Origin of the sequence: Microbacterium sp. AK009, assembly GCF_013410955.1 — a bacterium.
Lineage (GTDB): Bacteria > Actinomycetota > Actinomycetes > Actinomycetales > Microbacteriaceae > Microbacterium.
This window is the reverse complement of record NZ_JACCCG010000005.1, coordinates 39560-64498: the sequence shown is the minus strand read 5'-3', so window position 1 is coordinate 64498 and position 24939 is coordinate 39560. Positions and strand designations below refer to the sequence as shown.

28 protein-coding genes and 1 tRNA gene are annotated in these 24939 nt (G+C 69.0%); 15 read left to right on the top strand and 14 right to left on the bottom strand.

Annotation, left to right across the window (positions count from 1 at the left end):
* Position 1: 1 nt before the first annotated feature.
* Complete coding sequence (locus tag HDC37_RS11785; RefSeq protein ID WP_218869725.1) at positions 2-358, bottom strand: Dabb family protein; 357 nt, start codon at positions 356-358, stop codon at positions 2-4.
* A gap of 125 nt (positions 359-483) precedes the next feature.
* Between HDC37_RS11785 and HDC37_RS11780 the strand changes: the two genes are divergently transcribed.
* Complete coding sequence (locus tag HDC37_RS11780) at positions 484-1509, top strand: ketopantoate reductase family protein (RefSeq protein WP_179560606.1); 1026 nt, start codon at positions 484-486, stop codon at positions 1507-1509.
* Here the strand turns inward: HDC37_RS11780 and HDC37_RS11775 are convergent.
* A complete protein-coding gene (locus tag HDC37_RS11775; RefSeq protein ID WP_179560605.1) occupies positions 1502-2185 on the bottom strand; it encodes a GntR family transcriptional regulator in 684 nt (227 codons plus the stop codon). The two genes, HDC37_RS11780 and HDC37_RS11775, sit on opposite strands and share 8 nt — an antisense overlap.
* Positions 2182-2712, bottom strand: a complete 531-nt coding sequence (locus HDC37_RS11770; protein WP_257021474.1) for a VOC family protein — start codon at positions 2710-2712, stop codon at positions 2182-2184. The genes HDC37_RS11775 and HDC37_RS11770 overlap by 4 nt, the downstream gene beginning before the upstream one ends.
* Positions 2713-2858: 146 nt before the next feature.
* Here HDC37_RS11770 and HDC37_RS11765 point away from each other — a divergent pair, with 146 nt between their 5' ends.
* The 3 genes from HDC37_RS11765 to HDC37_RS11755 are packed head-to-tail and all read left to right on the top strand — an operon-like array spanning position 2859 to position 7122.
* Positions 2859-5048 carry a thiamine pyrophosphate-dependent enzyme gene (locus HDC37_RS11765; RefSeq protein ID WP_179560604.1) on the top strand — a complete coding sequence of 730 codons (2190 nt, stop codon included), beginning with the start codon at positions 2859-2861 and terminating at the stop codon, positions 5046-5048.
* Entirely contained in the window at positions 5048-6421 is a 1374-nt protein-coding gene (locus HDC37_RS11760) for a dihydrolipoamide acetyltransferase family protein (protein WP_179560603.1), read from the top strand. The genes HDC37_RS11765 and HDC37_RS11760 overlap by 1 nt, the downstream gene beginning before the upstream one ends.
* A gap of 59 nt (positions 6422-6480) precedes the next feature.
* Positions 6481-7122 (top strand): NAD(P)-dependent oxidoreductase, encoded by a 642-nt coding sequence (locus tag HDC37_RS11755; protein WP_179560602.1) that lies wholly within the window; start codon positions 6481-6483, stop codon positions 7120-7122.
* A 14-nt stretch (positions 7123-7136) separates the two neighbouring features.
* On the opposite strand, the gene HDC37_RS11750 is transcribed toward HDC37_RS11755, so the two are convergent.
* Positions 7137-8444, bottom strand: a complete 1308-nt coding sequence (locus HDC37_RS11750) for a DUF4032 domain-containing protein (RefSeq protein ID WP_179560601.1) — start codon at positions 8442-8444, stop codon at positions 7137-7139.
* A gap of 68 nt (positions 8445-8512) precedes the next feature.
* On the bottom strand, positions 8513-9619 hold the full coding sequence (locus HDC37_RS11745) for an ABC transporter ATP-binding protein (protein ID WP_179560600.1): 1107 nt from the start codon (positions 9617-9619) through the stop codon (positions 8513-8515).
* Between the two features lie 247 nt (positions 9620-9866).
* Between HDC37_RS11745 and HDC37_RS11740 the strand changes: the two genes are divergently transcribed.
* The gene (locus HDC37_RS11740) at positions 9867-10829 is read left to right on the top strand and encodes a thioredoxin domain-containing protein (protein WP_179560599.1); all 963 of its coding nucleotides are present in this window, start codon (positions 9867-9869) and stop codon (positions 10827-10829) included.
* A gap of 223 nt (positions 10830-11052) precedes the next feature.
* Here HDC37_RS11740 and HDC37_RS11735 read toward each other — a convergent pair whose 3' ends face one another.
* The 4 genes from HDC37_RS11735 to HDC37_RS11725 all read right to left on the bottom strand — a co-directional run bounded on the left by HDC37_RS11735 (position 11053) and on the right by HDC37_RS11725 (position 12170).
* Positions 11053-11451 carry a hypothetical protein gene (locus tag HDC37_RS11735; protein WP_179560598.1) on the bottom strand — a complete coding sequence of 133 codons (399 nt, stop codon included), beginning with the start codon at positions 11449-11451 and terminating at the stop codon, positions 11053-11055.
* A gap of 91 nt (positions 11452-11542) precedes the next feature.
* Positions 11543-11677, bottom strand: coding sequence for a hypothetical protein (locus HDC37_RS17240; protein ID WP_257021473.1), 135 nt, complete (start codon positions 11675-11677; stop codon positions 11543-11545).
* Positions 11674-11967 (bottom strand): hypothetical protein, encoded by a 294-nt coding sequence (locus HDC37_RS11730; protein WP_179560597.1) that lies wholly within the window; start codon positions 11965-11967, stop codon positions 11674-11676. The genes HDC37_RS17240 and HDC37_RS11730 overlap by 4 nt, the downstream gene beginning before the upstream one ends.
* Positions 11967-12170 carry an AlpA family transcriptional regulator gene (locus HDC37_RS11725; protein ID WP_257021472.1) on the bottom strand — a complete coding sequence of 68 codons (204 nt, stop codon included), beginning with the start codon at positions 12168-12170 and terminating at the stop codon, positions 11967-11969. The genes HDC37_RS11730 and HDC37_RS11725 overlap by 1 nt, the downstream gene beginning before the upstream one ends.
* Positions 12171-12288: 118 nt before the next feature.
* Between HDC37_RS11725 and HDC37_RS11720 the strand changes: the two genes are divergently transcribed.
* The 3 genes from HDC37_RS11720 (at position 12289) to HDC37_RS11710 (ending at position 14326) form a co-directional block, all read left to right on the top strand.
* Positions 12289-13086, top strand: coding sequence for a helix-turn-helix domain-containing protein (locus HDC37_RS11720; protein WP_179560596.1), 798 nt, complete (start codon positions 12289-12291; stop codon positions 13084-13086).
* Positions 13086-14174: a site-specific integrase gene (locus tag HDC37_RS11715; protein ID WP_179560595.1), complete on the top strand. Its 1089-nt coding sequence runs from the start codon at positions 13086-13088 to the stop codon at positions 14172-14174. Before HDC37_RS11720 ends, HDC37_RS11715 begins: the two co-directional genes overlap by 1 nt.
* A gap of 76 nt (positions 14175-14250) precedes the next feature.
* A tRNA-Thr gene (locus HDC37_RS11710) sits at positions 14251-14326 on the top strand.
* Between the two features lie 39 nt (positions 14327-14365).
* On the opposite strand, the gene HDC37_RS11705 is transcribed toward HDC37_RS11710, so the two are convergent.
* A complete protein-coding gene (locus HDC37_RS11705; RefSeq protein WP_179560594.1) occupies positions 14366-15028 on the bottom strand; it encodes a hypothetical protein in 663 nt (220 codons plus the stop codon).
* Positions 15029-15102: 74 nt separating this feature from the next.
* Here HDC37_RS11705 and HDC37_RS11700 point away from each other — a divergent pair, with 74 nt between their 5' ends.
* Positions 15103-16050: a DMT family transporter gene (locus HDC37_RS11700; RefSeq protein WP_179560593.1), complete on the top strand. Its 948-nt coding sequence runs from the start codon at positions 15103-15105 to the stop codon at positions 16048-16050.
* A 19-nt stretch (positions 16051-16069) separates the two neighbouring features.
* Here the strand turns inward: HDC37_RS11700 and HDC37_RS11695 are convergent, their stop codons facing one another.
* Positions 16070-16639, bottom strand: coding sequence for a nitroreductase family protein (locus HDC37_RS11695; protein WP_179560592.1), 570 nt, complete (start codon positions 16637-16639; stop codon positions 16070-16072).
* Positions 16636-17043, bottom strand: coding sequence for a peptide-methionine (R)-S-oxide reductase MsrB (msrB, locus tag HDC37_RS11690; protein ID WP_179560591.1), 408 nt, complete (start codon positions 17041-17043; stop codon positions 16636-16638). The genes HDC37_RS11695 and msrB overlap by 4 nt, the downstream gene beginning before the upstream one ends.
* Positions 17044-17165: 122 nt before the next feature.
* Between msrB and HDC37_RS11685 the strand changes: the two genes are divergently transcribed.
* From HDC37_RS11685 to HDC37_RS11660, 6 genes are all read left to right on the top strand, one after another.
* Positions 17166-18191 carry a DUF2332 domain-containing protein gene (locus HDC37_RS11685; RefSeq protein ID WP_308472194.1) on the top strand — a complete coding sequence of 342 codons (1026 nt, stop codon included), beginning with the start codon at positions 17166-17168 and terminating at the stop codon, positions 18189-18191.
* Positions 18192-18200: 9 nt separating this feature from the next.
* Positions 18201-18452: a DUF3263 domain-containing protein gene (locus HDC37_RS11680; RefSeq protein WP_179560589.1), complete on the top strand. Its 252-nt coding sequence runs from the start codon at positions 18201-18203 to the stop codon at positions 18450-18452.
* Between the two features lie 80 nt (positions 18453-18532).
* Entirely contained in the window at positions 18533-19135 is a 603-nt protein-coding gene (locus tag HDC37_RS11675) for a LytR C-terminal domain-containing protein (RefSeq protein ID WP_179560588.1), read from the top strand.
* Between the two features lie 130 nt (positions 19136-19265).
* Positions 19266-19466: a cold-shock protein gene (locus tag HDC37_RS11670; RefSeq protein WP_124293776.1), complete on the top strand. Its 201-nt coding sequence runs from the start codon at positions 19266-19268 to the stop codon at positions 19464-19466.
* A 156-nt stretch (positions 19467-19622) separates the two neighbouring features.
* Positions 19623-21242 carry a chaperonin GroEL gene (gene groL / locus HDC37_RS11665; RefSeq protein WP_179560587.1) on the top strand — a complete coding sequence of 540 codons (1620 nt, stop codon included), beginning with the start codon at positions 19623-19625 and terminating at the stop codon, positions 21240-21242.
* A 199-nt stretch (positions 21243-21441) separates the two neighbouring features.
* Positions 21442-22110 carry a DUF2461 domain-containing protein gene (locus tag HDC37_RS11660; RefSeq protein WP_179560586.1) on the top strand — a complete coding sequence of 223 codons (669 nt, stop codon included), beginning with the start codon at positions 21442-21444 and terminating at the stop codon, positions 22108-22110.
* A gap of 10 nt (positions 22111-22120) precedes the next feature.
* Here HDC37_RS11660 and HDC37_RS11655 read toward each other — a convergent pair whose 3' ends face one another.
* A complete protein-coding gene (locus HDC37_RS11655) occupies positions 22121-23086 on the bottom strand; it encodes a bile acid:sodium symporter family protein (RefSeq protein WP_179560585.1) in 966 nt (321 codons plus the stop codon).
* Positions 23083-24810 carry an AMP-binding protein gene (locus HDC37_RS11650; protein ID WP_179560584.1) on the bottom strand — a complete coding sequence of 576 codons (1728 nt, stop codon included), beginning with the start codon at positions 24808-24810 and terminating at the stop codon, positions 23083-23085. Before HDC37_RS11650 ends, HDC37_RS11655 begins: the two co-directional genes overlap by 4 nt.
* Positions 24811-24939: the final 129 nt, after the last annotated feature.

Sequence of the window (24939 nt, the reverse complement as noted above, 5' to 3'; positions counted from 1 at the left end):
GTCACGTGAGGGTGCCCGATGTCAGGGGGAGCTGCACGGCCGAGCGGTCGGCGATCATCGGACCCAGATGTTCGCTGTACACCGCTGCGTGCAGCGGGTGGTCGAGGTAGGCCTCGAGCGCGGCCGCATCGTCGACCACCGCCGCGACGGCGTAATCGGCTCCGCCGGGGCGCAGGTGGAGGTTCGCGCCCGCGACATAGGACCGGAGCACGTCGATGCCCTCGGCCATCCGGAGGAGCGCCTCCGTCAGAGCGGAGACGCGCTCATCGGTGACACCGTCGACCCATCGGAAGGTGACCAGGTGCAGGATCATGGTGTTCTCGCTCTCTTCGTCGAAAGCCGGATCGGTGTCCAGCATCAGCGGACGTCGTCCCTACGCTAGACCGACCGCGTGCCGAGCGGCAAGCCGATCTGTACACTCTGGCTTGATAGACACGCTGGCTCGACGGGCACCGACGCCCGTCGCCGAATCCGGGAGGAACCATGGCCGGTCCCCGCGTCGCCGTCGTCGGAGCAGGTGCCAACGGCGCCTCGATCGGAGCGGACCTGCACCGGGCGGGCGTCGATGTGACGCTCGTCGAGCAGTGGCCGGTGCACGTCGAGACGATCCGGTCGGAGGGCCTGCGCATCCTCACTGCCGATGACGAACTGCTCGTCCGCCCCCGCATCATCCACCTCTGCGAGGTCGCCGAGCTGCGAGCGGGCTTCGACGTCGTGCTGCTGGTGATGAAGGCCTACGACGCCGGCTGGGCGAGCCGGCTGATCGCGCCCTATCTCGCACCTGACGGGGTGATGGCGGCGGTGCAGAACGGGATGACGGCGAACACCGTCATCGAGGCGGTGGGCGCCTCACGCGCGGTGGGAGCGGTCATCGAGTGCTCCGCGACGATGACCGAGCCGGCTGTCGTGCATCGGCACACCCCGCGGGAGCGTTCCTGGTTCGCTGTCGGCCGGCTGCCCGGCGGGGCTGAGCGGATCGAGCCCGTGGCCGACCTCCTCGCGCTCTCGGGTACCGTGGCGCGCTTCGATGACATCCTCAGCGCCAAGTGGATGAAGCTGGTCAGCAACTGCACCCTTCTCGTGACCTCGGCGATCCTCGGTCTCCCCATGCTCGACGCGCTCCATCAGCCCGGCTTCCGCGACGTCATGATCGCGGCCGGCGACGAAGCCCTGGCCGTCGGTGAAGCCCAGGGGCACCGCACCCTGCCGATCTTCGGGCTGGAACCCGCCGACCTCGACGACTCGAGAGGGGTGGTCGAGGTCATGACCGATCGTCTCTTCGCCGGTTTCGTCGTGCCCGGTGCGACGACGACCGTGCTGCAGGACTGGCGGAAGGGGCGGCACAGCGAAGTGGACGATCTAAACGGCGAAGTGGTGCGCCGGGGCGCGGAGCTCGGCATCGCCACTCCGGTCAACGCGAGGATCACCGAGATCGCCCACCGGATCGAGCGTGGGGAGATCGCGCCGGCGGTCTCGCACCTCCCCCTCCTCCTCGACGCGCTCAGGTGAGCGGATCGGGAGCGAAGATCTCGGGGCTGCGCGCCAGCTGACGCCGCGTACGCCGGATGTGACCGGCGAGGACGCGCTCGGCCTCTTCAGTGTCGCCGTCCCGCAGGGCGGCCACGATGAGATGGTGCTCCTCATGGGCGATGCGACGGGATTCCTCGGCCCACGAGGAGACGTACGCGCGTCGGTAGGGCGCCGTCGCGTTCCAGAGCCTGCCCACCAGGTCGCCGAGATGGGTGGTCCGGGCGGCGCGGTAGCTGCGCAGGTGGAATTCGGCGTCGAGCTCGAGGAACGCGTCGGTGTCGGCGCCGACCTCGCTGATCCGCGTGGCGAGCGCGTCGAGCTCGGCGATCGCGTCGCCGGTCAGCAGCGGTGCGCTGTAGCCGAGCAGCAGCGGCTCGAGGCGCTCGCGCATACGGTAGATCTCCTCGCACTCGGCGAGGGTGAGGCGCGCCACCCAGGCCCCCGCGTTGGGGACGACGGTGATGAGTCCCTCGTATTCGAGCTGACGGATCGCCTCCCGCACCGGGACGCGGCTGGCGCCGAACTGCTCGGCGAGATCCTCCTGGCGGATGCGGGTTCCCGGCGGAAAGGTGCCCCGCACGATTCCCTCGCGCACCTGCTCGGCGATGCGGGCGCCGGCGTCGCCGACACGGCTGCGCACGTCGGTGCCGCTCATTCGGCCGGTCTCGCCGGATGCCACAGCAGCGTGTCGGCGCCGCTCTCGTACGCCTTGCCGCCGGGGAAGCTCACCAGTTCGAGCTGCAGTCCCCACGGCGCCCGGAAGTACAGCCACTGCTGTCCGGCGCTGGCTCCCGCACTGGCGACGGGCTCTCCCATGATCTCGACGTCGTGCGCGCGCAGGTGGGCGATCGCGGCATCCATGTCGTCGACATAGATCGCGAGGTGGTGACCGCCGATGTCACTGTTGCGCGGCGGCGGCGCCTGCCCGTCAGCGGCGTCGTAGGCGAACACCTCGAGGTTGGTCCCGTGCCCGAGTCGATAGAAGCGGATCTCGCGGATCTCGGTGCGGGGGTGGACCCCGAGCTGGACGGTCATCCAGTCGTCGTCGGCACGTTTGGGGCCGAGGCGGTAGACCGGGACGGCACCGAGGACGTCGACGAAGAAGTGCTCGGCCTCGTCGAGATCGGGCACGGTGATGCCGACGTGGTCCATCCCGCGCATCCCAGGCAAGTCTCGCGTCATCGCGTTCACCTTCCGTTTGGATCCAGGATGCCACTGAAGATGCCGATCCGCCACAGAATCCCAGGGATCCTCTTGATATTGGATCCAATCAGTCGTACCGTGGGGATCCCCGCCTTATGCGGCCGCCCCTCATCGAAGGAGATGCGATGCCCCGACGTCGCCGGCTGGACACCGGAACACCGTGGGTGGAACTGCGCACCACCGCCGCCGACTGGAAGGCGGCCGACCCTGCGCTGCTGACGACGATGCTCGGTCACCTGCATCTCATCCGCGCGTTCGAGGAGTCCGTCCTCGACCTCGCCGCGCAGGGTCTGGTCCACGGCCCTGCGCACTCCAGCATCGGCCAGGAGGGCGGGGCGGTCGGATCCATCGTGACGCTGCGCTCATCCGACGCGGTCAACGGGTCGCACCGGGGCCACCACCAGTTCCTCGCCAAGGCGATCGCGCACGTGTCGGGGGGCGGCCTGAGCCTGGACGCCCTGGTCACGCCCGACCTGCGGGCCCTCCTGCAGCGCACGCTCGCCGAGATCCTCGGCCTCGCCGAGGGGTTCTCGGGTGGTCGTGGCGGGTCCATGCACCTGCAGTGGCTGGAGGCCGGGGCGCTGGGCACCAATGCGATCGTCGGCGGCGGCGCGCCGCTCGCCGCGGGAAACGCGTGGGCGCAGAAGCACGCGGGCACCACCGATGTCACCGTCAACTACTTCGGCGACGGGGCCAGTCAGATCGGCTCGGTGCTGGAGTCGATGAACCTCGCCGCCACCTGGCGGCTGCCGGTGATGTACTTCATCGAGAACAACCTCTACGCGGTGTCGACCCACGCCAGCGAAGCCTCGGCGGACCCGCGGTTCTCGATCCGAGCCCAGGGCTTCAGCATCCCCGCCTGGCGCGTGGACGGCATGGATCCGCTGGCCGTCCACCTCGCCACTCAGGAGGCCCTCGCGCGCATGCGCGCGGGAGAGGGCCCCGCCGTGATCGAGGCGGAGGTCTATCGCTTCTTCCACCAGAACGGTCCTTACCCCGGCAGCGCCTTCGGCTACCGCACGAAGCAGGAGGAGGCGCAGTGGCGCGCGCGCGACCCGCTGGAGAAGACCGCTCGCGAGCTCGCCGCCCTGGGGATCGCCTCGCCGGAGGAGATCGAGGGGGTGCGCGAACAGGCCGTCGCCGCGATGGCCGATGTGGTCTCCGCGCTGATCGAGGACGATCCCGACAGTGCTGGTCGCTCCCGCATCCGTCCCGCCCTCTGGCCCGACCCGGCCCACGCCGACCGCGGGATCCGCGGCGACGAGAGCGAGCTCGCCGGTCTTCGGGTGGCAGAGCCCGCCGCGCACACCGGGGGGTGGCGGGAGGTGAAGTTCGTCGATGCCGTCGCCGAGACGATGAACCGGCGGATGTCGGAAGACGCGCGCATCATCGTGCTCGGCGAGGACGTCCATCGCCTGAACGGCGGGACGAACGGCGCCACGAAGGGCCTGGCCAAGGCCTTCGGACCCGACCGGGTCATCGGCACCCCCATCAGCGAGAACGGCTTCTTCGGTCTGGCCGGCGGCGTGGCGCTGGACGGCCGATTCCGTCCGGTCGTGGAGTTCATGTACCCCGATTTCATGTGGGTCGCCGCCGACCAGGTGTTCAACCAGGTCGGCAAGGCGCGTCACATGTTCGGCGACAACAACCGCGTTCCACTGGTGCTGCGCACCAAGGTCGCGATGGGCTCGGGGTACGGCTCGCAGCACCTCATGGACCCGGCGGGGATCTTCGCCACCAGCGTCGGCTGGCGGATCGTGGCGGCCTCCACGGCCGCCGACTACGTCGGGCTCATGAACGCCGCGCTCGCCCTGGACGATCCCGTGCTCGTCATCGAGCACGTCGACCTCTACGGCACCGCAGATCGCGTTCCCGACGGTGACCTCGATTACGTGATCCCGCCGCGGAGCGCCGCCATCAGGCGCGTCGGCGAGGAGGTGACGGTGCTCACCTACCTCTCGATGGTCGGTCACACTCTCGAAGCGGTCGACCAGACGGGGATCGACGCGGAGGTCATCGACCTGCGCTGGCTCGACCGGGCGTCGCTGGACTGGGACACCGTCGGTGAGAGCATCCGCAAGACCAACAACGTCCTCATCGTCGAGCAGGGGTCCCAGGGGCCGTCGTACGGGGCGTGGCTCTCCGATGAGATCCAGCGTCGCTTCTTCGACTGGCTCGATCAGCCCGTGCAGCGGGTGACGGGGGGAGAAGCGAGCCCCAGCATCTCCCGGGTGCTCGAGCGCGCCGCGATCGCCCGCACCGAAGAGGTGGTGCGGGGGCTGGAACGCGTCCGCACCGAGTGGGGAGGCCGCTGATGGCCGCCGTCGTGCGGATGCCGGCGCTCGCCGCCGGGGCCACCGAAGCCGCGATCCAGAGCTGGCTCGTCGCCGTCGGCGACGAGGTGGCGGCGGGGCAGCCGATCGTCGAGATCGAGACCGAGAAGGCCGTCGTCGAATACGAAGCCGAGGAAGCGGGGGTCCTCGCCCGCATCCTCGTCGACGAGGGCGGCTCCGCCGAAGTCGGCTCTCCCATTGCGGTGCTCGCCGCACAGGGCGAGGACGTCGCCGTCGCCGGGGAGAGCGCATCCGCCGCCGAGCCCGGGGACGCGGCCGCCACGACCGGCGCGACCGCGGGAACGGAGTCCTCCGAGGACGGCACCCTCCTTCCGCCGGCCGCCGTCACGGAGCTTGAGACCCCGTCGGCCGCTGAGCCCCCGTTGAATCCTGGGCCCCCGTCGAGCCCTGGGCCCCCGTCGAACCCTGGGCCCCCGTCGGATCCCGCGCCGACGCGCCGCCTCTTCGCCTCGCCGCTCGTGCGGCGCCTGGCCGCCGAGCGCGGCCTCGACCTGTCGTCCCTGGTCGGCACCGGTCCGAACGGCCGGATCGTCCGCCGAGACCTCGACGAGCAACCCCCTCCCGCAGCGCAGTCCCCCTCGACGCCGGCCGCTCCTGATGTGCGTGCCCCCGCGGGTCCCCCCATCGCGGCCCGCACGCAGGAATCCCCCGCGGCCGACGTCGAGGTGATCCCGCACTCCGGGATGCGCCGTGCGATCGCCCGCCGGCTGACCGAGAGCACGTCGACCGTGCCGCACTTCTTCCTGCGCGCCCGCATCCGGGTCGACGAACTCCTCGCCCTCCGCGCCCGCATCAACGAAGGGCGGACGACGCGCATCTCGGTCAACGACTTCGTGATCAAGGCTGTCGCCGCGGCGCTCCTGGACGTGCCGGAGGCGAACGCGATCTGGACCGAGCAGGCCATGCACCGCTTCTCGCACGCCGACATCGCCGTGGCGGTCTCCGTTCCCGGGGGTCTCGTCACCCCCGTCATCCGCGGGGTCGATCGGATGCCACTGGGCGAGGTGAGCGCCGCGATCGCCGATCACGTGGAGCGCGCGCGGGCGGGACGGCTCAAGCAGGAGGAACTCGAGGGCGGCAGCTTCTCGGTGTCGAACCTCGGCATGTACGGCACCGAGGAGTTCGCCGCCATCATCAATCCGCCGCATTCCGGCATCCTCGCGGTCGGGGCGGCGCAGCCCTCCCCGGTCGTGGTCGACGGCGAGCTCGTGGTCGGAACGGTGATGACGGTGACACTGTCGGCCGATCACCGGGTGCTCGACGGCGCGCTGGCCGCTCAGTGGCTGGCAGCGTTCGTGGCGAAGATGGAGAATCCGCTCAGCATCCTCGTGTGACGCCCGGCGGTGGGGCGATCGTCGGCTTGAATGATTCCAGGAGCAGGAAAGGATCCCACATGGCTCGCATCGCCGTCATCGGAGGAACCGGCTACGCCGGAGGTCACATCGCCGCAGAGGCCGCCTCGCGGGGCCACACGGTGGTCTCGGTCGCCCGCTCGGTGCCGAGCGAGCGGCTCGACCACGTCACCTACATCGAGGGCACGCTCTTGGATGTGCCGGGTCTGGTCGCAGAACTGGAAGGCGTGGATGTCGTCGTCCTCAGCGTTCCTGCGCGCGCAGACATGGCGGGCCAGGTGCGGCCCGCCGTCGCCGAGCTCGTGCGCGAGCTGCCCGCGTCGGTGCGCGTCGGTGTGATCGGGGGAGCCGGGGGGAGCCTGGTGTCGCCGGGGGGACCCCGCGTGGTCGACACCCCGGGCTTCACCGAGGAGTACAAGCCCGAGGCGCTCGAGGCGATCGGCGTGCTCGAAGATCTGCAGACGGGCTCGGGGGATCGCGACTGGTTCTACGTCCACCCCGCGGGCGGCTTCGGGGCATGGAACCCGGGTGAGCGGACCGGGACCTACCGCGACGGCGGCGACGTCCTGGTGACCGGCGCCGACGGCGAGTCCTTTATCTCCGGCCCCGACCTGGGTGTGGCCGTCGTCGACGAGATCGAGCAGCCGAAGCATCACCGCGAACGGTTCACCGTCGGGTACTGACGGGCGCCGACTTCTCAGACCAGGTCTCGCCAGTCGACCTCTTCCTCCTCGCCGTCGGCGAGGGCGAGTTCGCCGGTGATGACGGGAATCCCGGTCGTCTCGGTGGGAGGGCCCATCACCGTCGCCTCGTCCCGGCGATGGCGCAGCACGTCGTCGATGTAGCTCGTCAGCACCTCGGCCAGGGGCACGGAGCGACCGCGCTCCTGCGACATGTACCAGCGGTGCTCCAGCACCTGGTGGAAGACCTCGGCGGGTTCGAGCTTGGCCCGGTACTCGAAGGGGATGGCCTTCACCACGGGCTCGAACACCCGGGTCAGCCACTCGTGGGCGACCATCTCCTCGTCCGCCCCCAGTCGAGACACCCGCGCGCGGTACTCATCGAGGTCGTTGAGGAGCCGGCGCGCCTGATTCTCTTCGACATCCAGGCCGGTGAGGCGCAGCAGCCGACGCTGGTGGTGTCCGGCGTCGACGACTTTCGGTTGGATCGAGACCCGGGTGCCGTCCCGCGTGGTGTCGATCGACATCTCGCCGATGTCGAAGCCGAGGTCGTTGAGGCGGTGCACGCGTTCGGTGATGTGCCAGATCTCGTCGGACTGGAATGTCTCGGTGTCCGTCAGGGCGCCCCACAGGGAGCGGTACGACTCCATGATGCCGTCGGCGATCGCGATGGCGTCGACGCCTCCCTCGAGACGTCCGCCCGCCTCGAGGTCCATGATCTCCCCGGCGATGTTCGTGCGGGCGACGTCGAGGTCGTGAGCGCGCTGACCCGCCGTCAGACCGCTTTCATGCAGTTCCCCGGTCTCGGCGTCGACGAGGTAGGCGGCGAAGGCGCCGGCGTCGCGGCGGAAGAGGGTGTTGGACAGGGAGACGTCACCCCAGAAGAAGCCGACGTTGTGGAGGCGCACGAGCAGGAGCGCGAGGGCGTCGACCAGGCGGGTGGCGGTGTCGGGACGCAGGACCTGCGTGAAGAGGGCCCGGTAGGGGAGCGAGAAGCGCAGGTGCGAGGTGACGAGTGCGGCGGGGAGCGGCTCGCCCGCGGCATCCGTCCTGCCGGCGATCACCGCGACGCGCTCCACGCAGGGGGCGTCGAGGCGGTGGAGGTTCCCCAGCATGTCGTACTCGCGGCGGGCCATCTCCTCGGTGGTCTCCTTGATCGCCACCACCCTGCCGGAGAGGGTGGCGAACCGCACGAGGTGGCGGGAGATGCCCTTGGGGAGGAAGACGATGTGATTCGACGGCCAGTCGGCCAGCGGTGTCGACCAGGGGAGGGTCAGCAGTCCCGGGTCCACCGCGCTGGCGGTGATGCTCAGGGAATCGACCATCTTTTCCTCCCGGGACATGCCGCGGCGCGGGGGGCTCAGTGAACCCGCCCGCGCCGCGTCGTGGTGTGTCAGGAGCCGGAGACGACGGGGGCGTCGTTGAGGCGCTCGCCGGTCTCCATGTCGAACGCGTGCACGTGGCCCGCGGTCGCGGCGAGGGTGACGGTGTCGCCGGCCATCGGGTGGCGGCGTCCGTCGACGCGGGCGACGATGTCGGTCCGCTTGCCGTTGATGTCGGTGTGGCCGTACAGGTAGCCGTCCGCGCCGAGCTCTTCGACGAGGTCCACCGTGACCGACAGGCCCTTGCCGTCGGCGGGGCCGACGACGATGTCCTCGGGGCGGACACCGACGGTGACCTCCGAGCCGTGGGCGCGGCCGACGGTGTCGCGGTCGAGCGGCACGATCTCCGAACCGAAGTGCACGCCGCCCTCGGCGAGCGAGGACGGGAACAGGTTCATCGCGGGCGAGCCGATGAAGCCGGCCACGAAGACGTTGTTCGGGCGCTCGTACAGATCGCGCGGCGAGCCGACCTGCTGGAGCAGGCCGTCCTTGAGGACGGCGATGCGGTCACCCATCGTGAGGGCCTCGGTCTGGTCGTGGGTGACGTAGACCGTGGTGACGCCCAGGCGTCGCTGGAGCGAGGCGATCTGGGTGCGGGTCTGCACGCGGAGCTTGGCGTCGAGGTTCGACAGCGGCTCGTCCATGAGGAACACCTGGGGCTGACGGACGATGGCGCGGCCCATCGCGACACGCTGACGCTGACCACCCGAGAGCGCCTTCGGCTTGCGCGTGAGGTACTGCTCGAGGTCGAGGAGCTTCGCCGCCTCGAGAACGCGCTGCGCGCGCTCTTCCTTGCCGACACCGGCGATCTTCAGGGCGAAGCCCATGTTCTCGGCGACGGTCATGTGCGGGTACAGCGCGTAGTTCTGAAAGACCATCGCGATGTCGCGGTCCTTCGGCGGGACATCGGTGACGTCGCGGTCGCCGATGAGGATGCGGCCGGAGTTGACCTCTTCGAGGCCGGCCAGCATGCGCAGCGACGTGGACTTGCCGCAGCCGGAGGGTCCGACGAGGACCAGGAATTCGCCGTCGCCCACTTCGAGGTTGAGCTTGTCGACGGCGGGGCGGGTGCCGCCCGGGTAGAGACGGGTTGCGTTGTCGAACGTGACGGACGCCATGGTTTTCTTCTCCTTCACCGGCAGGTACGTGCCGGACGATCCGTTGTGAATGGAGCGGTATGACCGCAGACGCCCACCATCGGGCGTCATCCTTCAGTATGTCACGCGGGCGCGCGGGCGGAAACGACGGCGATGACCGGTGTCCGTCTGGGCTTTTCCCAGCCTGCCTGATTAGCATCGTCCCCGGCCCGCCTCGTCAGCGCCCCGCCTGTTGCCCATCGGCAGCCCCCTTCGTCCGAGAGGTTTCATGTCCCACGACCAGTCACCGAACGTTCCGGCCCCCCGTGAACGACGGAACGCGGTGCGCGAGAAGGCGCAGCAGGTGCAGGCGCGTCAGTCGCGTCTGCGCTGGTTGCGCCGCGGCGGACTGACGCTGCTCGCGGTGGGCGTCGTGACGGTCGCTGCGGTGATGGTGACGTGGGCGGTCGGGTCGTCGATGTCCCGCCCGGAGCTGCGCCCCCAGAACGTCACCGACGACGGGTTCGCCGTGACGTCGGTCTCGGGTGTGGCAGCGCCCGAGGTGGCGGCGGCTGCGGATGACGCTGCCGCGAGCGCGACGGTCGAGGCGACGCCCGAGGCCACCCCCTCTCCCACGCCGACGCCCACCGAGGCGGCGGTCGTCGACATCCGTGTCTATGTCGACTACCTGTCGACCGGGTCGCGGGAGTTCCAGCTCGCCAATGTGCAGCAGCTGAAGACCTGGGTCTCGCAGGGTGCGGCGGATCTGACCTACCACCCGGTGGCGATGCTCACCGCCAAGTCCAACGGCACGAAGTACTCGCTCCGTGCGGCGGCCGCTGCCGCCTGCGTGGCGACCCACTCGCCCGAGGAGTTCTTCGCGTTCAACGACGCCCTGCTGCGCGAGCAGCCCGAGGTCGACACCGACGGCTTCACCGACAGCGAGCTCGCCGACCTGGCGCAGGCGGCCGGTGCCGAGTCGCCGAAGCTCGTGCGCTCCTGCATCGAGGAGGAGTCGTTCCTCAGCTGGGCTCGGGATGCCACCGAGCGGGCGTTGAACGGGATTCCCGAGACCGACGGGGTCACCCTGACCGGAACCCCGATGGTGCTCGTCAACGGCGTGCCGTACGTCGGGGCCCTCGACGACCCGCAGGAGTTCTCGCAGTTCGTGCTGACCATCGGCAGCGACGCCTACTACAAGACCGCATCGCCGAGCCCGACCGAGACGCCGTCGCCGACGGCGACTCCCTGACAGCTCGCCCTGGTCCGCCGCTCGACAGCCCGCATCCCTCGATAGGATGGAAGGCCTTGCCGGCTTGGCGCAATTGGTAGCGCACCTAACTTGTAAGTCAGTTAGCGGCCATATCAGGGGTTATTGCGGGGTCTCACATTCCCCGCCCGCCCTACTGCCAACAGAGCACAGTACGTCAGGCGCTATCACTGTTGCGCGGTGAATGTGCGGGGTAAATGCGGGGTCAACTGGTCGCCGGCTCGAATACCCATAGTCCGGTCTGGTCGCTGATGCCTACCTTTCGGTAGTGCAATGAGTTGCCTTCAGTGAGCGGTTCTTTGGAGCCTCTGTCTTTGTGGATCTGGAGCGTCTCAGTGCCTGAAGCGATCGGATGCCGTGACCCGTCGTGGTGACCGCCGACGATCTCCGCGACGTCGGGTGCGGTGAAGCGAGCCAGCACGAAGACCCTCCCGAATGCGTCTGGTTCGAGCTCGTAACAGGCGACGTCGAGATTGTCCGGATTCGCGCCAAGCGCGCGAGCTTCCTCGCGAAGTCGAGTCACGAGGTACACATCGAAGGCTTCACGGTCGCCGCCGGCCGCGTTGTACTCTGCTCGCGCGGTCAGGCGGTGGTCGATGATCATGCCGCCGAGAATAGTCGTCAAGCGGCGCGGCGTCGTTTGGCGTGGCCGACGACGACACCGTACGTGACACCGAGGCGGCGGGCGACGTCAGTCATCGCCATCCCGGAACCGAGCATCGCTCGCCCGCTGCGGTGATCGTGTACTGCAGGGTCGGCGTGGACTCGTCGTCGTAGGTTTCGAGGGTCGGTCCCTCGGCGAGCAGGGTCTGGATGGTAGCCTCGTTCATGAGTAGTTGCCTTTCTTGGTGACTGGACATGCCTCGGTTGCCCCCGGGGCATGTCGCTTTGTTGGGGTCTTGAGCCACTGGCGGATCGCGTCCGCGTCAACGGCATCCGGGTCGGTGCGCTGCAGGGTGCTCCAGTAGTCGAGGAGCGCCTGGGTGTCCCGCGAGACGCGTCGCGCGGGGGTCGAGGGCTCTCGGCGAATCGGAGGGCCGTACGTGGGACCGACCCGCTTCTCGAGATCGGCAACCCGCCGGCTGAGGTCGAACAGCACGGCCATTGCGCCGTCTGCCATCAGGACGCCTCCGACAGGCTGTCGAGCCAGGCGAGGACGTCGTGCTTGCGGTAAAGCACTCTCCCGCCCGCCTTCACGAACCGGGGTCCTCGGCGCTCGCCTGCCCACCTGGCAAGCGTCGCGAGCGAGATACGGGTGAACTCTGCGACCTCGGCGCGCGTCATCACCTCCGGCATCTCGGGCGCTGTCGTCGGCGTCGTCATATCCGCTCCTCTGCTTCGATAGTGCACATCCACTCCGGCTGAAGTGTCGTTACTACACTACACCGTAACCCACCGCATTGTGTAGCGCAAGTACTCATTGGCCGGATAGAGTGTAGGAATGACACCGAACCCCTCGCGAGAGCCAGCCCCCATCGGTGCCCGCGTGGCCGACTATCGGATGTGGCGAGGGATGACAGCGCAGGATCTCGCTGACGCGATCCCCTCCAAGGCAATCACGCGTGCGATCATCGCCAACCTTGAGAGCGGGCGGAAGCGCGATCTCACGACGACGGAGCTGCTCCTAATCGCCAATGCCCTGCGCATATCGCCATTGGCGTTGCTGGTCGATGTGGTCACGCCGTGGGAGATGTTCAGGCAGGAGGGCCACCCGCTGGACGGGAAGCTCACCAACGCGGAGATGGCGGTGCGGCTGTCCGACGTCCAGCTCATGGGCGTCAATACGTACTGGCCGATCACGGTGTTTGTCGTCAAGCACATCACTAGCATCGAGAAGTCGCTGCTAAGAATCGATTTCGCCGGGTCGGTGTTGGCGGGCGAGATCGAGTCGATTCCGGTCGAGGAGAGCTGGCTCATCGAGGACCGCCTAGGTGATCCGATCTCTCACATCCCCCGTACCGAGGAGGAGGTCGCGGAAGAGGCGCAGGAAGTCGTCGAGATGTACCGGGGCTTGCTCTCGGGTCTCCGACGCCTGGCTGACTTCCCGAGCAAAGGCATCCCGCAAGACAGCGAGATCGGCGAGCGCGTCGACTACATCAGACGAAGAGTCGTCGCGCTCATCGAACGTTTCGACCTCGACTACGGCGCCAGCGATGGCGTGCGCACGTCCATTCACCGACCGCCGCTGAACCCGCGAACCGGGCGTATCGCCAGCGTCGAGCCACTGGTCGATGACTGATGGCTAGGCCGCGCACCCCGCTGTCCAGCTACGGCGCCGTCTCGCTGGTCGAGGTGGAGCCGGGGAAGTGGCGGGCGCGTACTCGTTACCGGTTCGACGACGGCCGGCTGCGTCAGGTGGAGAGATTTGCCACCTCTCGAGCGAAGGCCGAGACGAAGCTGAAAGCGGCGCTGGTCGACATCCAGCTCGGCGCCGGCGTCGACGTGAAGCGCGAGACCCGCATCCGGGACCTCGGACGTCGGTTCCTGGAGGCGAAAGCCGGTCGCGCGCCGCGCACCCTGGACGCGTACCGGCACACCATCGACCGGGTGATCGTGCCCCGCATCGGTGACCTCGCGGTGTCGGAGGCGACGACGGACAGGCTGCAGCGCTTCATCGACCTCGTGGCGCGCGAGAACGGCCCAGGAGCGGCCAAGACAGCGCGGGCGGTGCTGTCGGGCATGATGGGCCTCGCCGCCCGCTCAGACGCGATCAGGACGAACCCGGTGCGTGAGCTCGCGGCGGTCGAGGGGAAGGCGAAGGGCGCCATCCAAATCCCGCTGGACGAACTGTCCGGGCTGCTGGAGACGGTGCGCGCCGACGAGAGGCTCGCCGAGGTCGATATGACGGACCTGGTGCTGTTCGTCGCCGGCACCGGTGTCCGCATCGGCGAGGCGTGCAACCTGGTCTGGACGGGCGTGGACCTCGAGAAGGGCACCGTGACGATCGGTGACGCGAAGACCGATGCGGGGGAGCGGTGCATCCGCGTGCCCGCCGGTGTCGTGGGGATGCTCACCGAGCGGCGCGTGAAGGGCGGGCTGAACCTCGACGGGGTCGTGTTCCCCACCGTGCTCGGGAAGCGTCGCGATCCTCGCCGAGCTGCGGCCGAGTGGGCGGACTTCCGGAAGCGGCACAACCTGCCGGGGTACACCTTCCACTCGTTCCGGAAGACGGTAGCGACAGCGCTGGATCAGGCAGGCCTCACGCCGCGGGACATTGCCGAGTACCTGGGGCACGCGGACCCGTCGCTGACGATGGGTGTCTACATGTCGAAGACGGTCGGCGGGACCCGCGCGGCGGACGCTCTAGACTCAGTGCTGAGGAATTGAATGTGCGGGGTTTGTGCGGGGTCAGCCTGCACCTAACTCAACGGAGGTCCCTCAGATCCGCGGAATTCCGCGGCAGGCCGGCTTGGCGCAATTGGTAGCGCACCTAACTTGTAATTAGGGGGTTACGGGTTCGAGTCCCGTAGCCGGCTCCACATCGCGTCGACCGTCGTCCACACGCGCGCCGCCACGCGCTACTCCGGCGGAGCGAAGCGCAGCGCCACCGTCGTCGCTCCGCCCTCACGGGAGAACGCCACCTCTGCGGTGACGGCGGTGTCCGCATCCGATCCCGGCCCGATCTCGACCTCGAAGACCTCGCCAGACCCGGTCGAGTTGAACTCCAGCAGGCGTTCGTCCAGGCCCTCGAACTGCGCGGCGTCCCAGCCGAACTCCGCCGCGCGCGCCTGCAGCCCGTCGATCGCGCCGCGCCACGAGCCCGCGCCGTCGATCGCCACGGTGAGCGTCGCAAGCCGGTCATCCGCCGCCGTCGCACTGGCGGCGACGACGTCCTCCACGACGTGCACCTCGTCGCCGGCGGCGATGAGCGCACGCACCGGCCGGCGGAACTCGGCCGCTTTGGTCTCGTTGGCACGCAGCCCGAGGTCGGATGCCGGCAGGGCGCCGTCGCCGACGCGGACCCGCAGCACGCCCTCGACGTTGACGTAGTCGAACCCGGCGTCGGTCAGCATGCTCCCGCCGTCGGATGCCTTCTGGTCGGCCGAGGCCTCCGGATCGTCCTCGGCCCACCACGACGCCTGCACCGTGAACGTCCCGACGACGATGGCGCCGATGATCAGCACCAGAAGCGCCGCGGGCAGCCAGCTGAGCAGCGTTCGGGTTCGACGGGTGACGGGCACACTTCAGCGTACGTCGGGAGGCCGCTCCGCGTCCCGCGTCCGTACAACCCCGGCCCTGACTGCATCATGGAGGGATGCCCGCGCCGCGTGTTCCGCTGAGCCTCGCCGTCTCGGGCGCCGTCCTCGTCGGCGTGCTGACCGCGCTGCAGGCGCGGGTGAACGGTCAACTGGGTGTGAGTGTCGGCGACGGGGTGGTCGCCGCCGTCATCTCGTTCGCTTCGGGTCTTCTCCTCGTCGCCGTTCTCTCGGCGGTGACGCCGGGCGGCCGGCGAGGCGTCACGGCGCTTCGACGAGGCCTCCGGGAACGCTCGATCCCCTGGTGGATGCTGCTGGGCGGGGCCGCAGGCGCTCTGACGGTGGCGACGCAGGGACTGGCCGTCGGGATCATCGGGGTGTCGCTCTTCACCGTGGGCGTCGTCGCCGGTCAAGCGGTGTCGGGCCTGATCCTGGATCGCACCGGCTACGGACCCGCCGGGGCGGTCGCGGTCACCGTTCCCCGGCTTCTGGGCGCCGTGCTCGCTGTCGCCGCCGTCGCATTCGCGCTCAGCGGTGACACGCTCGCCGCCGTCCCGGTGTGGATGCTCGTGCTGCCGCTCCTCACCGGTGCGGGCATCGCCTGGCAGCAGGCGACCAACGGTCGTCTTCGGGCGCGGGTCGGCTCACCCCTGACCGCGACCCTGGTCAACTTCATCGGCGGCACGGTGATCCTCGCGGTGGGGGCGGCGATCAGCGTCGCCCTCTCCGGTCCGCCCGCGCAGTTCCCGACGAATCCGCTGCTCTACCTCGGCGGTGCCATCGGCGTGTCGTACATCATCCTGTCGGCAGCGCTCGTGGGGACCACCGGTGTGCTGCTGCTCGGGCTCGGCGCCGTCGTCGGACAGCTGGCGACATCCGTCCTCATCGACGCGTTCTGGCCGGCGATCGGCAGTCCCGGGACGCTCCAGGCGATCGCGATGATCACGCTCGCGCTGTTGTCGGTCGTCGTCGTGAGCCTGCCGTGGCGGCGGATGCTGCGGCGCTAGTACGTCGTCTAGAGGCGCGTCAGCGGGGGTCGCGCGTGTCAGCCGGCATGCGCGACAGGAAGCGGTCGGCCTCGATCGGCGTGCGCCGACCCGGCCGGGCATCGCTCGGCTTCCCGCCGACGTAGAGCCAGCCCAGCAGCTCTTCGTTCTTCTTCAGCCCGTGGGCCTTGGCCACCGCTTTGCTGCGCGTGTAGTGGCCGGTGCGCCAGATCACTCCCCAGCCGGCATCGTCGAGCAGCAGGCTCAGCATGTGCGCGACGCCGGAGGCGACGGCCTCCTGCTCCCAGCGGGGCACCTTGGCGCTCTTGCGGTAGCTCGCGACGACGGCGATGAGCAGGGGCGCGCGCTGCGGTTTCGTCGAGGCGCCCTTGTGCCCTTCGGCCTTGTTGATCGCCCGGCCGAGTCGCCGGCGGTCGTCGCCGCGCACCTCGATCAGTCGCCAGGGACGCAGGGACGAATGATCGGCCACCCGTCCGGCTGCAGCGACGAGTCGGACCAGCTCCTCGTGGGTCGGCGCGTCGTCGGTCACCCGCGACCACGAGCGGCGACCGGCGACGGCGTCGAACACCGCCTCGCTCGTCGCGCTCACGCGGGCGATTCGGGAGTGAAGTCCAGGGCGAGCGAGTTCATGCAGTAGCGATCGCCGGTCGGAGTGCCGAAGCCGTCGGGGAAGACGTGGCCGAGGTGCGATCCGCAGGCGGCGCAGCGCACCTCGGTGCGCACCATCCCGTGGCTGTTGTCCTCGATGAGCTCGACGGCTTCGGGTCGGATCGACTCGTAGAAGCTCGGCCACCCGCAGTGGGAGTCGAACTTCGTGCCGCTCTTGAACAATTCAGCCCCGCAGGCGGCGCAGGTGTACAGACCCGCGCGTTCTTCGTCGAGCAGCTCCCCGGTCCAGGGGCGCTCCGTCGCCGCCTCGCGCAGCACCGCGTACTGCTCGGGGCTGAGCTCGGCCCGCCACTGCTCGTCGGACTTGTCCACCGTGTAAGACATGGAACCTCCTGCCTCCATTCAACCGCAGACCCGCGACCCGGGACGCGCGGGTGCGCTCTGCGCGGACACTCGGCGACACATCCGGGATGCCGACGGGGCCCCGACCGCGGCACGATGGGGGAGTGTCCGACGCCGATACCCTCCGTGAGGTCGCCGAGCGGTATCGGCGGTTCGCCGAGACCGAAGCGCCCGGTCGCTCGGCGCTCTACCAAGCCTGGGCCGCCGGAGTGGCCGGCGACCCGGCGCTGCAGCGGCTGCTGGCGAGGATCCCCCCGACGCGCCGTCAACCGCCGCTCGTGTTCGCCGTCACGCGCCTCCTCGGGGCGCCGGAGGAGGACTACACCGCGTGGGCGGCGTGGACGACGCGGCACGCTCAGGCGGTGGTCGAGGCGTGCACGCGCCGGTCGCTGCAGACGAACGAGCCGCTCCGCTGCGCCGCGCTCCTTCCCGCGCTGTCCGCGATCAGCGGGCCGATCGCCCTGCTGGAGGTCGGCGCGAGTGCGGGCCTGTGTCTGTACCCCGACCGGTACTCCTACCGCTATGCCGGCGGGCCCGCGCTCGACCCCGTCGACGGGGTCTCGCCCGTCGTCCTCGAGAGCACGCTGCGCGGGCCGGCGGCCGCGGCGGTCGCCGAGACGATGACCGTGCCGGAGGTGGTGTGGCGGGCTGGTGTGGATCTCTCCCCCCTGGATGCCGCGGACGCGGACGATCGCGCGTTCCTCGCCGCCCTGGTCTGGCCGGGCGAGACGGGGCGGCGCGAGCGCCTCCTCGCCGCGCTCGACATCGCGGCGGCCGATCCGCCGCGGATGTGGCGGGGCGACGCCTCGGAACCGGGCGTCGTGGCCCAGGCCGCCGCCTCGGCTCCGGCCGATGCCACCCTCGTGATCACCACGCCCGGCGTCCTCCCGCATATCCCGCGCGAGGGCCGGGTGCGCCTTCGCGCCGAGATCGACACCCTCCGCGCCACGGCGGGGGCGCGGTGGGTCAGCCTCACCCCCGCGGGCATGGCCGATCAGTGGCATCCGCCCTTGGATCCGGGGCGATGGTCGGGGTTCGTCCTCGCCCTCGACGGGGTCGGGTGCGCTGTGGTCGACCCGCTCGGCGCATTCGTGGAGTGGCGCCCGGAGGAGCCGGGGATCCGGGGTTAGCGTGGGCGGGTGCCCCTGAGCGACAGAGACCGGCTGATCCTCGACTTCGAGGCGCTGTGGACGCGGCACGGCAGCGCCAAAGAGGAGGCCATTCGCCTTCGCCTCGGCATGTCGCCCGGGCGCTACTACCAGCTGCTGACGCGGCTGATCGACACGACCGAGGCGCAGGAGTACGACCCGATGCTCGTCAAACGGCTGCGCCGCATCCGCGACGCGCGCCTGCGCGCACGCGTCATCCGCACGGCGGCGACTTCTCGCTGAGGGGCCCCGTCCCGGCATCCTCCTCGCGTTCGTCCAGCTGCCGCTTAGGTTGCCTCCGCCCGCTTCGGTAGCATCTTCTGGTGCCGACAAGGACCTATCCGCGGGATCGCTTCGATGACCTCCCCGCGGACGGCGGACGCGTCGGTGCGCACCGGGCGGAGAACCCCCGGATGCGTCCGTGGGCGGTGCTCCTCTGGGCGAGCCTCGCCACCATCGTGCTCATCGTCGTCGGCATCTTCGGCACCCTGCTGACGTCGGGGCGCATCCAGCTCGCCCCCGATGCCGAGCCCACGGCGTCACCGCAGCCCACCGTCGAGCCGGTGATCGATACGTCCTATGCGGTCCAGGTGCTCAACGCCACGCCCGAGCAGGGGCTGGCGACCCAGGTGAAGGATGAGATCGTCGCGGCCGGCTGGTCCGCCGATGCCGTCTCGGCCAGCGGCGCCGGCACGACCGACTTCGCCGAGACCACGGTCTACTACGCCTTCCCCGGCGACCAGGCTGCCGCCGCGGGTCTGGCCGACCTCGTGCTCGGCGGCGCGCGCATCGAGCAGACCGACGTCTATCAGCTCGCCGATGACCCGAACACCCCGGAGGACGAGAGTCAGGCGCTTCAGCTGACCGTCGTCATCGGGCTGGATCGCACGGCCGATGCGCCGGCCGACGAGGCTCCCGCGCCCTGAACCGGGGTGAGTGTTTCGCCCGCGTAAATGTTTGACAGCGGGCAGGTCAACAATCGCCTCGGAGCCGGATATGGCCTGTCGGCGCTCCCTAGCATGGGCCCTGTCCCGCCGCAGTACAGGAGAGTTCGTCATGACACAGGGCACCGTCAAGTGGTTCAACGCCGAGAAGGGTTACGGTTTCATCACCGCCGGTGACGGTCAGGATGTCTTCGTCCACTACTCGAACATCGATATGACCGGGTTCCGGGTGCTCGAAGAGGGTCAGACGGTGGAGTTCACCGTAGGGTCGGGGCAGAAGGGCCCGCAGGCCGAATCGGTCCGCGTGGTCTGAGACCCGCACGACGCCGTCGGCGTTGCGCAGCGACCCCGCCACACGCCGTGTGTCGTGCGGCTTGCACTCACCCATGCCGAGTGCCAGAATGGATTAGCACTCGTGATTGTTGAGTGCTAAGTCCGAAAGCCAACGTCCGGGAGGGACGACACACACATGGCAAAGATCATCGCTTTCGATGAGGAGGCCCGTCGCGGCCTCGAGCGCGGCCTGAACATCCTGGCCGACGCCGTCAAGGTGACCCTGGGTCCCCGCGGTCGCAACGTCGTGCTGGAGAAGAAGTGGGGCGCCCCCACGATCACCAACGACGGTGTCTCGATCGCCAAGGAGATCGAGCTGGACGACCCCTACGAGAAGATCGGCGCCGAGCTGGTCAAGGAGGTCGCGAAGAAGACCGACGACGTCGCCGGTGACGGTACGACCACCGCGACCGTTCTGGCTCAGGCGCTCGTGCGCGAGGGCCTGCGCAACGTCGCCGCCGGTGCCGACCCGATCTCGCTCAAGCGCGGCATCGAGAAGGCCGTCAAGGCTGTGACCGACCAGCTGCTGGCCGACGCCAAGGAGGTCGAGTCCAAGGAGCAGATCGCCGCCACGGCGTCGATCTCGGCCGCCGACCCCACCATCGGCGACCTGATCGCCGAGGCGATCGACAAGGTCGGCAAGGAGGGCGTAGTCACCGTCGAGGAGTCGCAGACGTTCGGCACCGAGCTCGAGCTCACCGAGGGTATGCGCTTCGACAAGGGCTTCATCAACCCCTACTTCGTCACCGACCCCGAGCGCCAGGAAGCGGTCTTCGAAGACCCCTACATCCTGATCGCCAACCAGAAGATCTCCAACATCAAGGACCTTCTGCCCGTCGTCGACAAGGTGATCCAGGACGGCAAGGAGCTCGTCATCATCGCCGAGGACGTCGAGGGCGAGGCCCTGGCGACCCTGGTGCTGAACAAGATACGCGGCATCTTCAAGTCGGCCGCCGTCAAGGCCCCCGGCTTCGGCGACCGTCGCAAGGCGCAGCTGCAGGACATCGCGATCCTCACCGGCGGCCAGGTCATCACCGAGGAGGTCGGTCTCAAGCTCGAGAACGCCACCCTCGACCTGCTCGGCCGTGCGCGCAAGGTCATCATCACCAAGGACGAGACCACCATCGTCGAGGGTGCCGGTGACGCTGCGCAGATCGAGGGTCGTGTGACCCAGATCCGTCGCGAGATCGACAACACCGACAGCGACTACGACCGCGAGAAGCTCCAGGAGCGCCTCGCCAAGCTCGCCGGCGGCGTGGCCGTCATCAAGGCGGGTGCGGCCACCGAGGTCGAGCTGAAGGAGCGCAAGCACCGCATCGAGGACGCCGTTCGCAACGCGAAGGCCGCGGTCGAGGAGGGCATCGTCCCCGGTGGTGGTGTCGCGCTGATCCAGGCCGGCAAGATCGCCTTCGAGGCCCTGGAGGTCTCGGGTGACGAGGCCACCGGTGCGAACATCGTCAAGGTCGCCATCGAGGCCCCGCTGAAGCAGATCGCGCTCAACGCCGGTCTCGAGCCCGGTGTCGTGGCCAACAAGGTCGCCGACCTTCCGGTCGGGCACGGCCTGAACGCCGCGACCGGCGAGTACGGTGACCTGTTCGCGCAGGGCATCATCGACCCCGCCAAGGTCACGCGTTCGGCGCTGCAGAACGCCGCGTCGATCGCCGGACTGTTCCTCACCACCGAGGCCGTGGTCGCCGACAAGCCCGAGAAGGCTGCCGCGGCGCCCGCCGACCCCACGGGTGGCATGGACTTTTGATACGACGGGACTCAATGCCGCGCGGCGGCGTTGAGTCCCGGGCGTATCAAGGTCGAGTAGGCGCCGCAGGCGCCGTATCGAGACCTGAGCCGTCCGAACCAAGAAGAGCCCCCTCCTCCGGGAGGGGGCTCTTCGCCGTCCTCCCGCAGCATCCCACCTCATCGCCCCGCCTCCCACCGCACCAACTACCATCTGCCGCATGAGCTTCGACGGATTGAACCCGGCGGCCCCGCGCTTCTACGACGAGCTCGCGGCGGATAACACCCGCGAATGGTGGCTGGCGAACAAGGCCCGTTATGACGCGGTGGTGCGCGCTCCATTCGAGGCGCTCGCCGCCGAGCTCGAGCCGGAGTTCGGTCAGCTGAAGATCTTCCGGCCGAACCGCGACGTGCGCTTCAGCGCCGACAAGTCGCCCTACAAGCTCCACATCGGCATGGTCTCGCTCGCGCCGGTCGCGTACTACCTGCAGCTCTCGGCGACCGGTCTCCTCGTCGGCGGCGGCTCGTACGATGTCCCGCCGGCCGCGCTCGCCCGTTTCCGTGAGCTCGTCGACGATGACCGTCGCGGTCCTGAGGTGGAGGGTCTCGTCTCGGCGCTCGCGGAGGATGACCTCGTGCCGATGAGCGAGAACGCGTTGCGGACCGCACCGCGGGGATACTCCATCGACCACCCCCGGATCGGCCTGCTGCGGCTCACGCACCTCGCGATCGGCCGCACCGAGCCCCTCGCGGACTGGATGTGGGGCCCCGAGGTGTTCGACATCGTCAGCGATGCGTGGCGCGGGGTGGGGATGTGGAACGGCTGGCTCTCGGAGAACCTCGGGGATCTCCTGATCCGCCCTGACCGCGAGCGGCCCGGTCGGCGCTGACAGACGCCTGTCAGAGAAGACTCGGGATCTTCTGCTCCTCTGCCAGGTTCGCGCGTCGGAACCACAGCGTCACGAACGTCGACACGATGACGATGAAGAGCGAATACAGCGCCGGGACGATGAGGATCAGCCCGATGTCGGGGTTTCCCGAGAAGCTCAGCAGCACGATCGCGATCGCGAGCGGACCGTTCTGGATTCCCGTCTCCAGACCGATCGTGCGCGCGTTCATCGGATGCAGTCGGATGGCGCGGGCCAGCCCATAGGCGATGGCGATGCCGAACAGACCGAGGCCGATGGCGACCAGGTAGGTCTGCCACGGCGTGGAGGTCAGCAGCGCCCAGTTGCGCGGCACCCAGGTCGCCATGAGGAACACGATGAAGAACAGCCCGAAGAACCCGCCGAGCAGCTCCATCACCGCCCCGACGTTCGCGCTGAACCGCCGGATCAGCATTCCCGCGATCACCGGGATGAGAAGCGTCGCGAGCGTGACGACGATGTTCAGGATCGGGATCTGCAGGTCGGTCGACTGGGTGAAGATGAACGACCCGTAGAGGGCGAGCATCAGCGGGGTGAGGATCAGAGCCCAGAGCGTCGAGTTGGTCGTCATGATCACGCTCAGGGCGAGGTTGCCCTTGGAGAAGTAGGTGAAGATGTTCGAGGTCGTCCCGGCCGGGACGCACCCCATCAGCAGGGCACCGATCGCCACGGGGATGGCGTACTCCCGAGGAAGCTGGAACAGCACCAGGACGACGAGCACGTACGACAGCAGCGGCATGATCCCGAACTGGGTGAGCAGACCGATGATGAGCCCGTAGGGGCGACGGAGGGCGAGCTTGAAGTCGCGCGGCGTGAGCCCTGCGCCCAGTCCGAACATGATGACGAACACCAGTCCCACCAGCAGCACCTGCTCGAACGGGGTGACGACGTCCTGCTCGTTCACCACGGCCTGACCGGTCGCCAGGAACACCTCGATCATCGGGGCTCACCACTGGGCGTCGGCGCCGCCTGCGCGCTGTCGCGCAGCTCGCGGCGGAGGATCTTCCCGATGGGGCTCTTGGGGAGCTCCTCGACGAACACGACCGACTTCGGCACCTTGTACGCCGCGAGGGTCTCCCGGCAGTGGGCGATCACCTCGGCCTCCGTGGGAGCCGGCGTTCCGGCGACGACGTAGGCCCGGACCGCCTCACCGGTCCTGTCGTCGTCGATCCCGACGACACCCACCTCGACGACGGCGGCCATGGCGGCGATCCGCTCCTCGATCTCGTTGGGGTAGACGTTGAAGCCGCTGACGATCACCATGTCCTTCTTGCGGTCGACGATGGTGAAGTAGCCCTCGGCGTCCATCGTGGCGATGTCGCCGGTGCGCAGCCATCCGTCCACGAGCGCGAGTGTTGTCTCGTCGGGGCGCTGCCAGTACCCCTTCATGATCTGCGGCCCGCGTGCGACGAGCTCTCCGGCCTCGCCGACGGCGGTCTCCCGGCCCTCCGCATCGATGCACCGCACGTCGGTGGAGGGAACGGGGATGCCGATGCTGCCGTCCTTGCCCTGCCCCCCGAGGGGATTGAACGTCAGGACGGGGGAGGACTCGGTGAGGCCGTAGCCCTCGACGATGGGAGTGCCGGTGACCTCGCGCCACCGGGCGGCGACCGACCCGTGAAGGGCCATCCCTCCGGCGGCCGAGGCGACCAGATGACGGGGCGGGCTGTCGACGAACCACCGTTCGTTCAGCAGGGCGTTGAAGAGGGTGTTCACCCCGGTGAGCCACGTGATGCGATAGTTCTCGAAGGCGCGTTTGAGGTTGCTCGGGGGCCGCGGAGTGGGAATGAGGATGTTCCGGGCGCCGAGATGATGGAAGCCGAGGAGATTCACCGTGAACGCGAAGATGTGGTAGATCGGCAGGGCGGTCAGCACGATCTCGCGTCCACGGCGCATGTGCGTGCTGCACATCGTGATCGTCTGAAGGGTGTTGGCGACGAGGTTCCCGTGCGTGAGCATCGCGCCCTTGGCGATGCCGGTGGTGCCACCGGTGTATTGCAGCGCCGCGACGGAGTCGAGGTCGACGTCGTCGAGGTAGGCCGCCATGGCCTCGGCGGACTTGCGTGCACGGCCGGCTTTGAGCGCCTCCTGGAAGGGGGTGTGCGCCACGCTGATCGGCGGGAGTGAGCGATTCCAGAACTTCTGCACCATGCGGATGACGCCGGCGATGACGGGTGGGAAGAACTCGCCGATGCGCACCGTCACCACCGTGCCGATCGAGGTCGACGACAGCACCTCCGGCAAACGGTCGGCGAACATGTCGATGATGACGAGGGTGGTGGCACCCGAGTCGGCGAACTGCCGTGCCATCTCGGAGGCGGTGTACAGGGGATTGGTGTTGACCAGGACGCAACCGGCCTTGAGGATGCCGAACGCGACGACGGGGTAGCTGAGGCAGTTGGGCATCTGCACGGCGACGCGGTCGCCGGGGGACAGTCCCACCACTTCCCGGAGGTAGGCGGCGAAGTCGTCGGAGAGGCTGTCGACGTCGGCGTAGGTGAGCGAGCCGTTCATGCCGTTCGGCATGCACTGCGTGAAGGCGATGGTGTCGGCGTAGTCGACGGCGTCCTGACGGAGCATCGCGGGCAGGTGGGTGAAGGGGGTCTCGTCGAGCTCGGGGGACACGTCGGGCGGGTAGTGGGCGAGCCAGGGCCGTGGGGTCATCGTTGATCCTTTGCCGGGGGCGGGTAACGCCGGCGAACACACCGACGCTGGTGATTCACCTCGACTGTAGCCGACACCGGAACAGGTGAGCGGTCCCCCTCGAAGAGAGGGACCGCTCGGTCTTCCGCT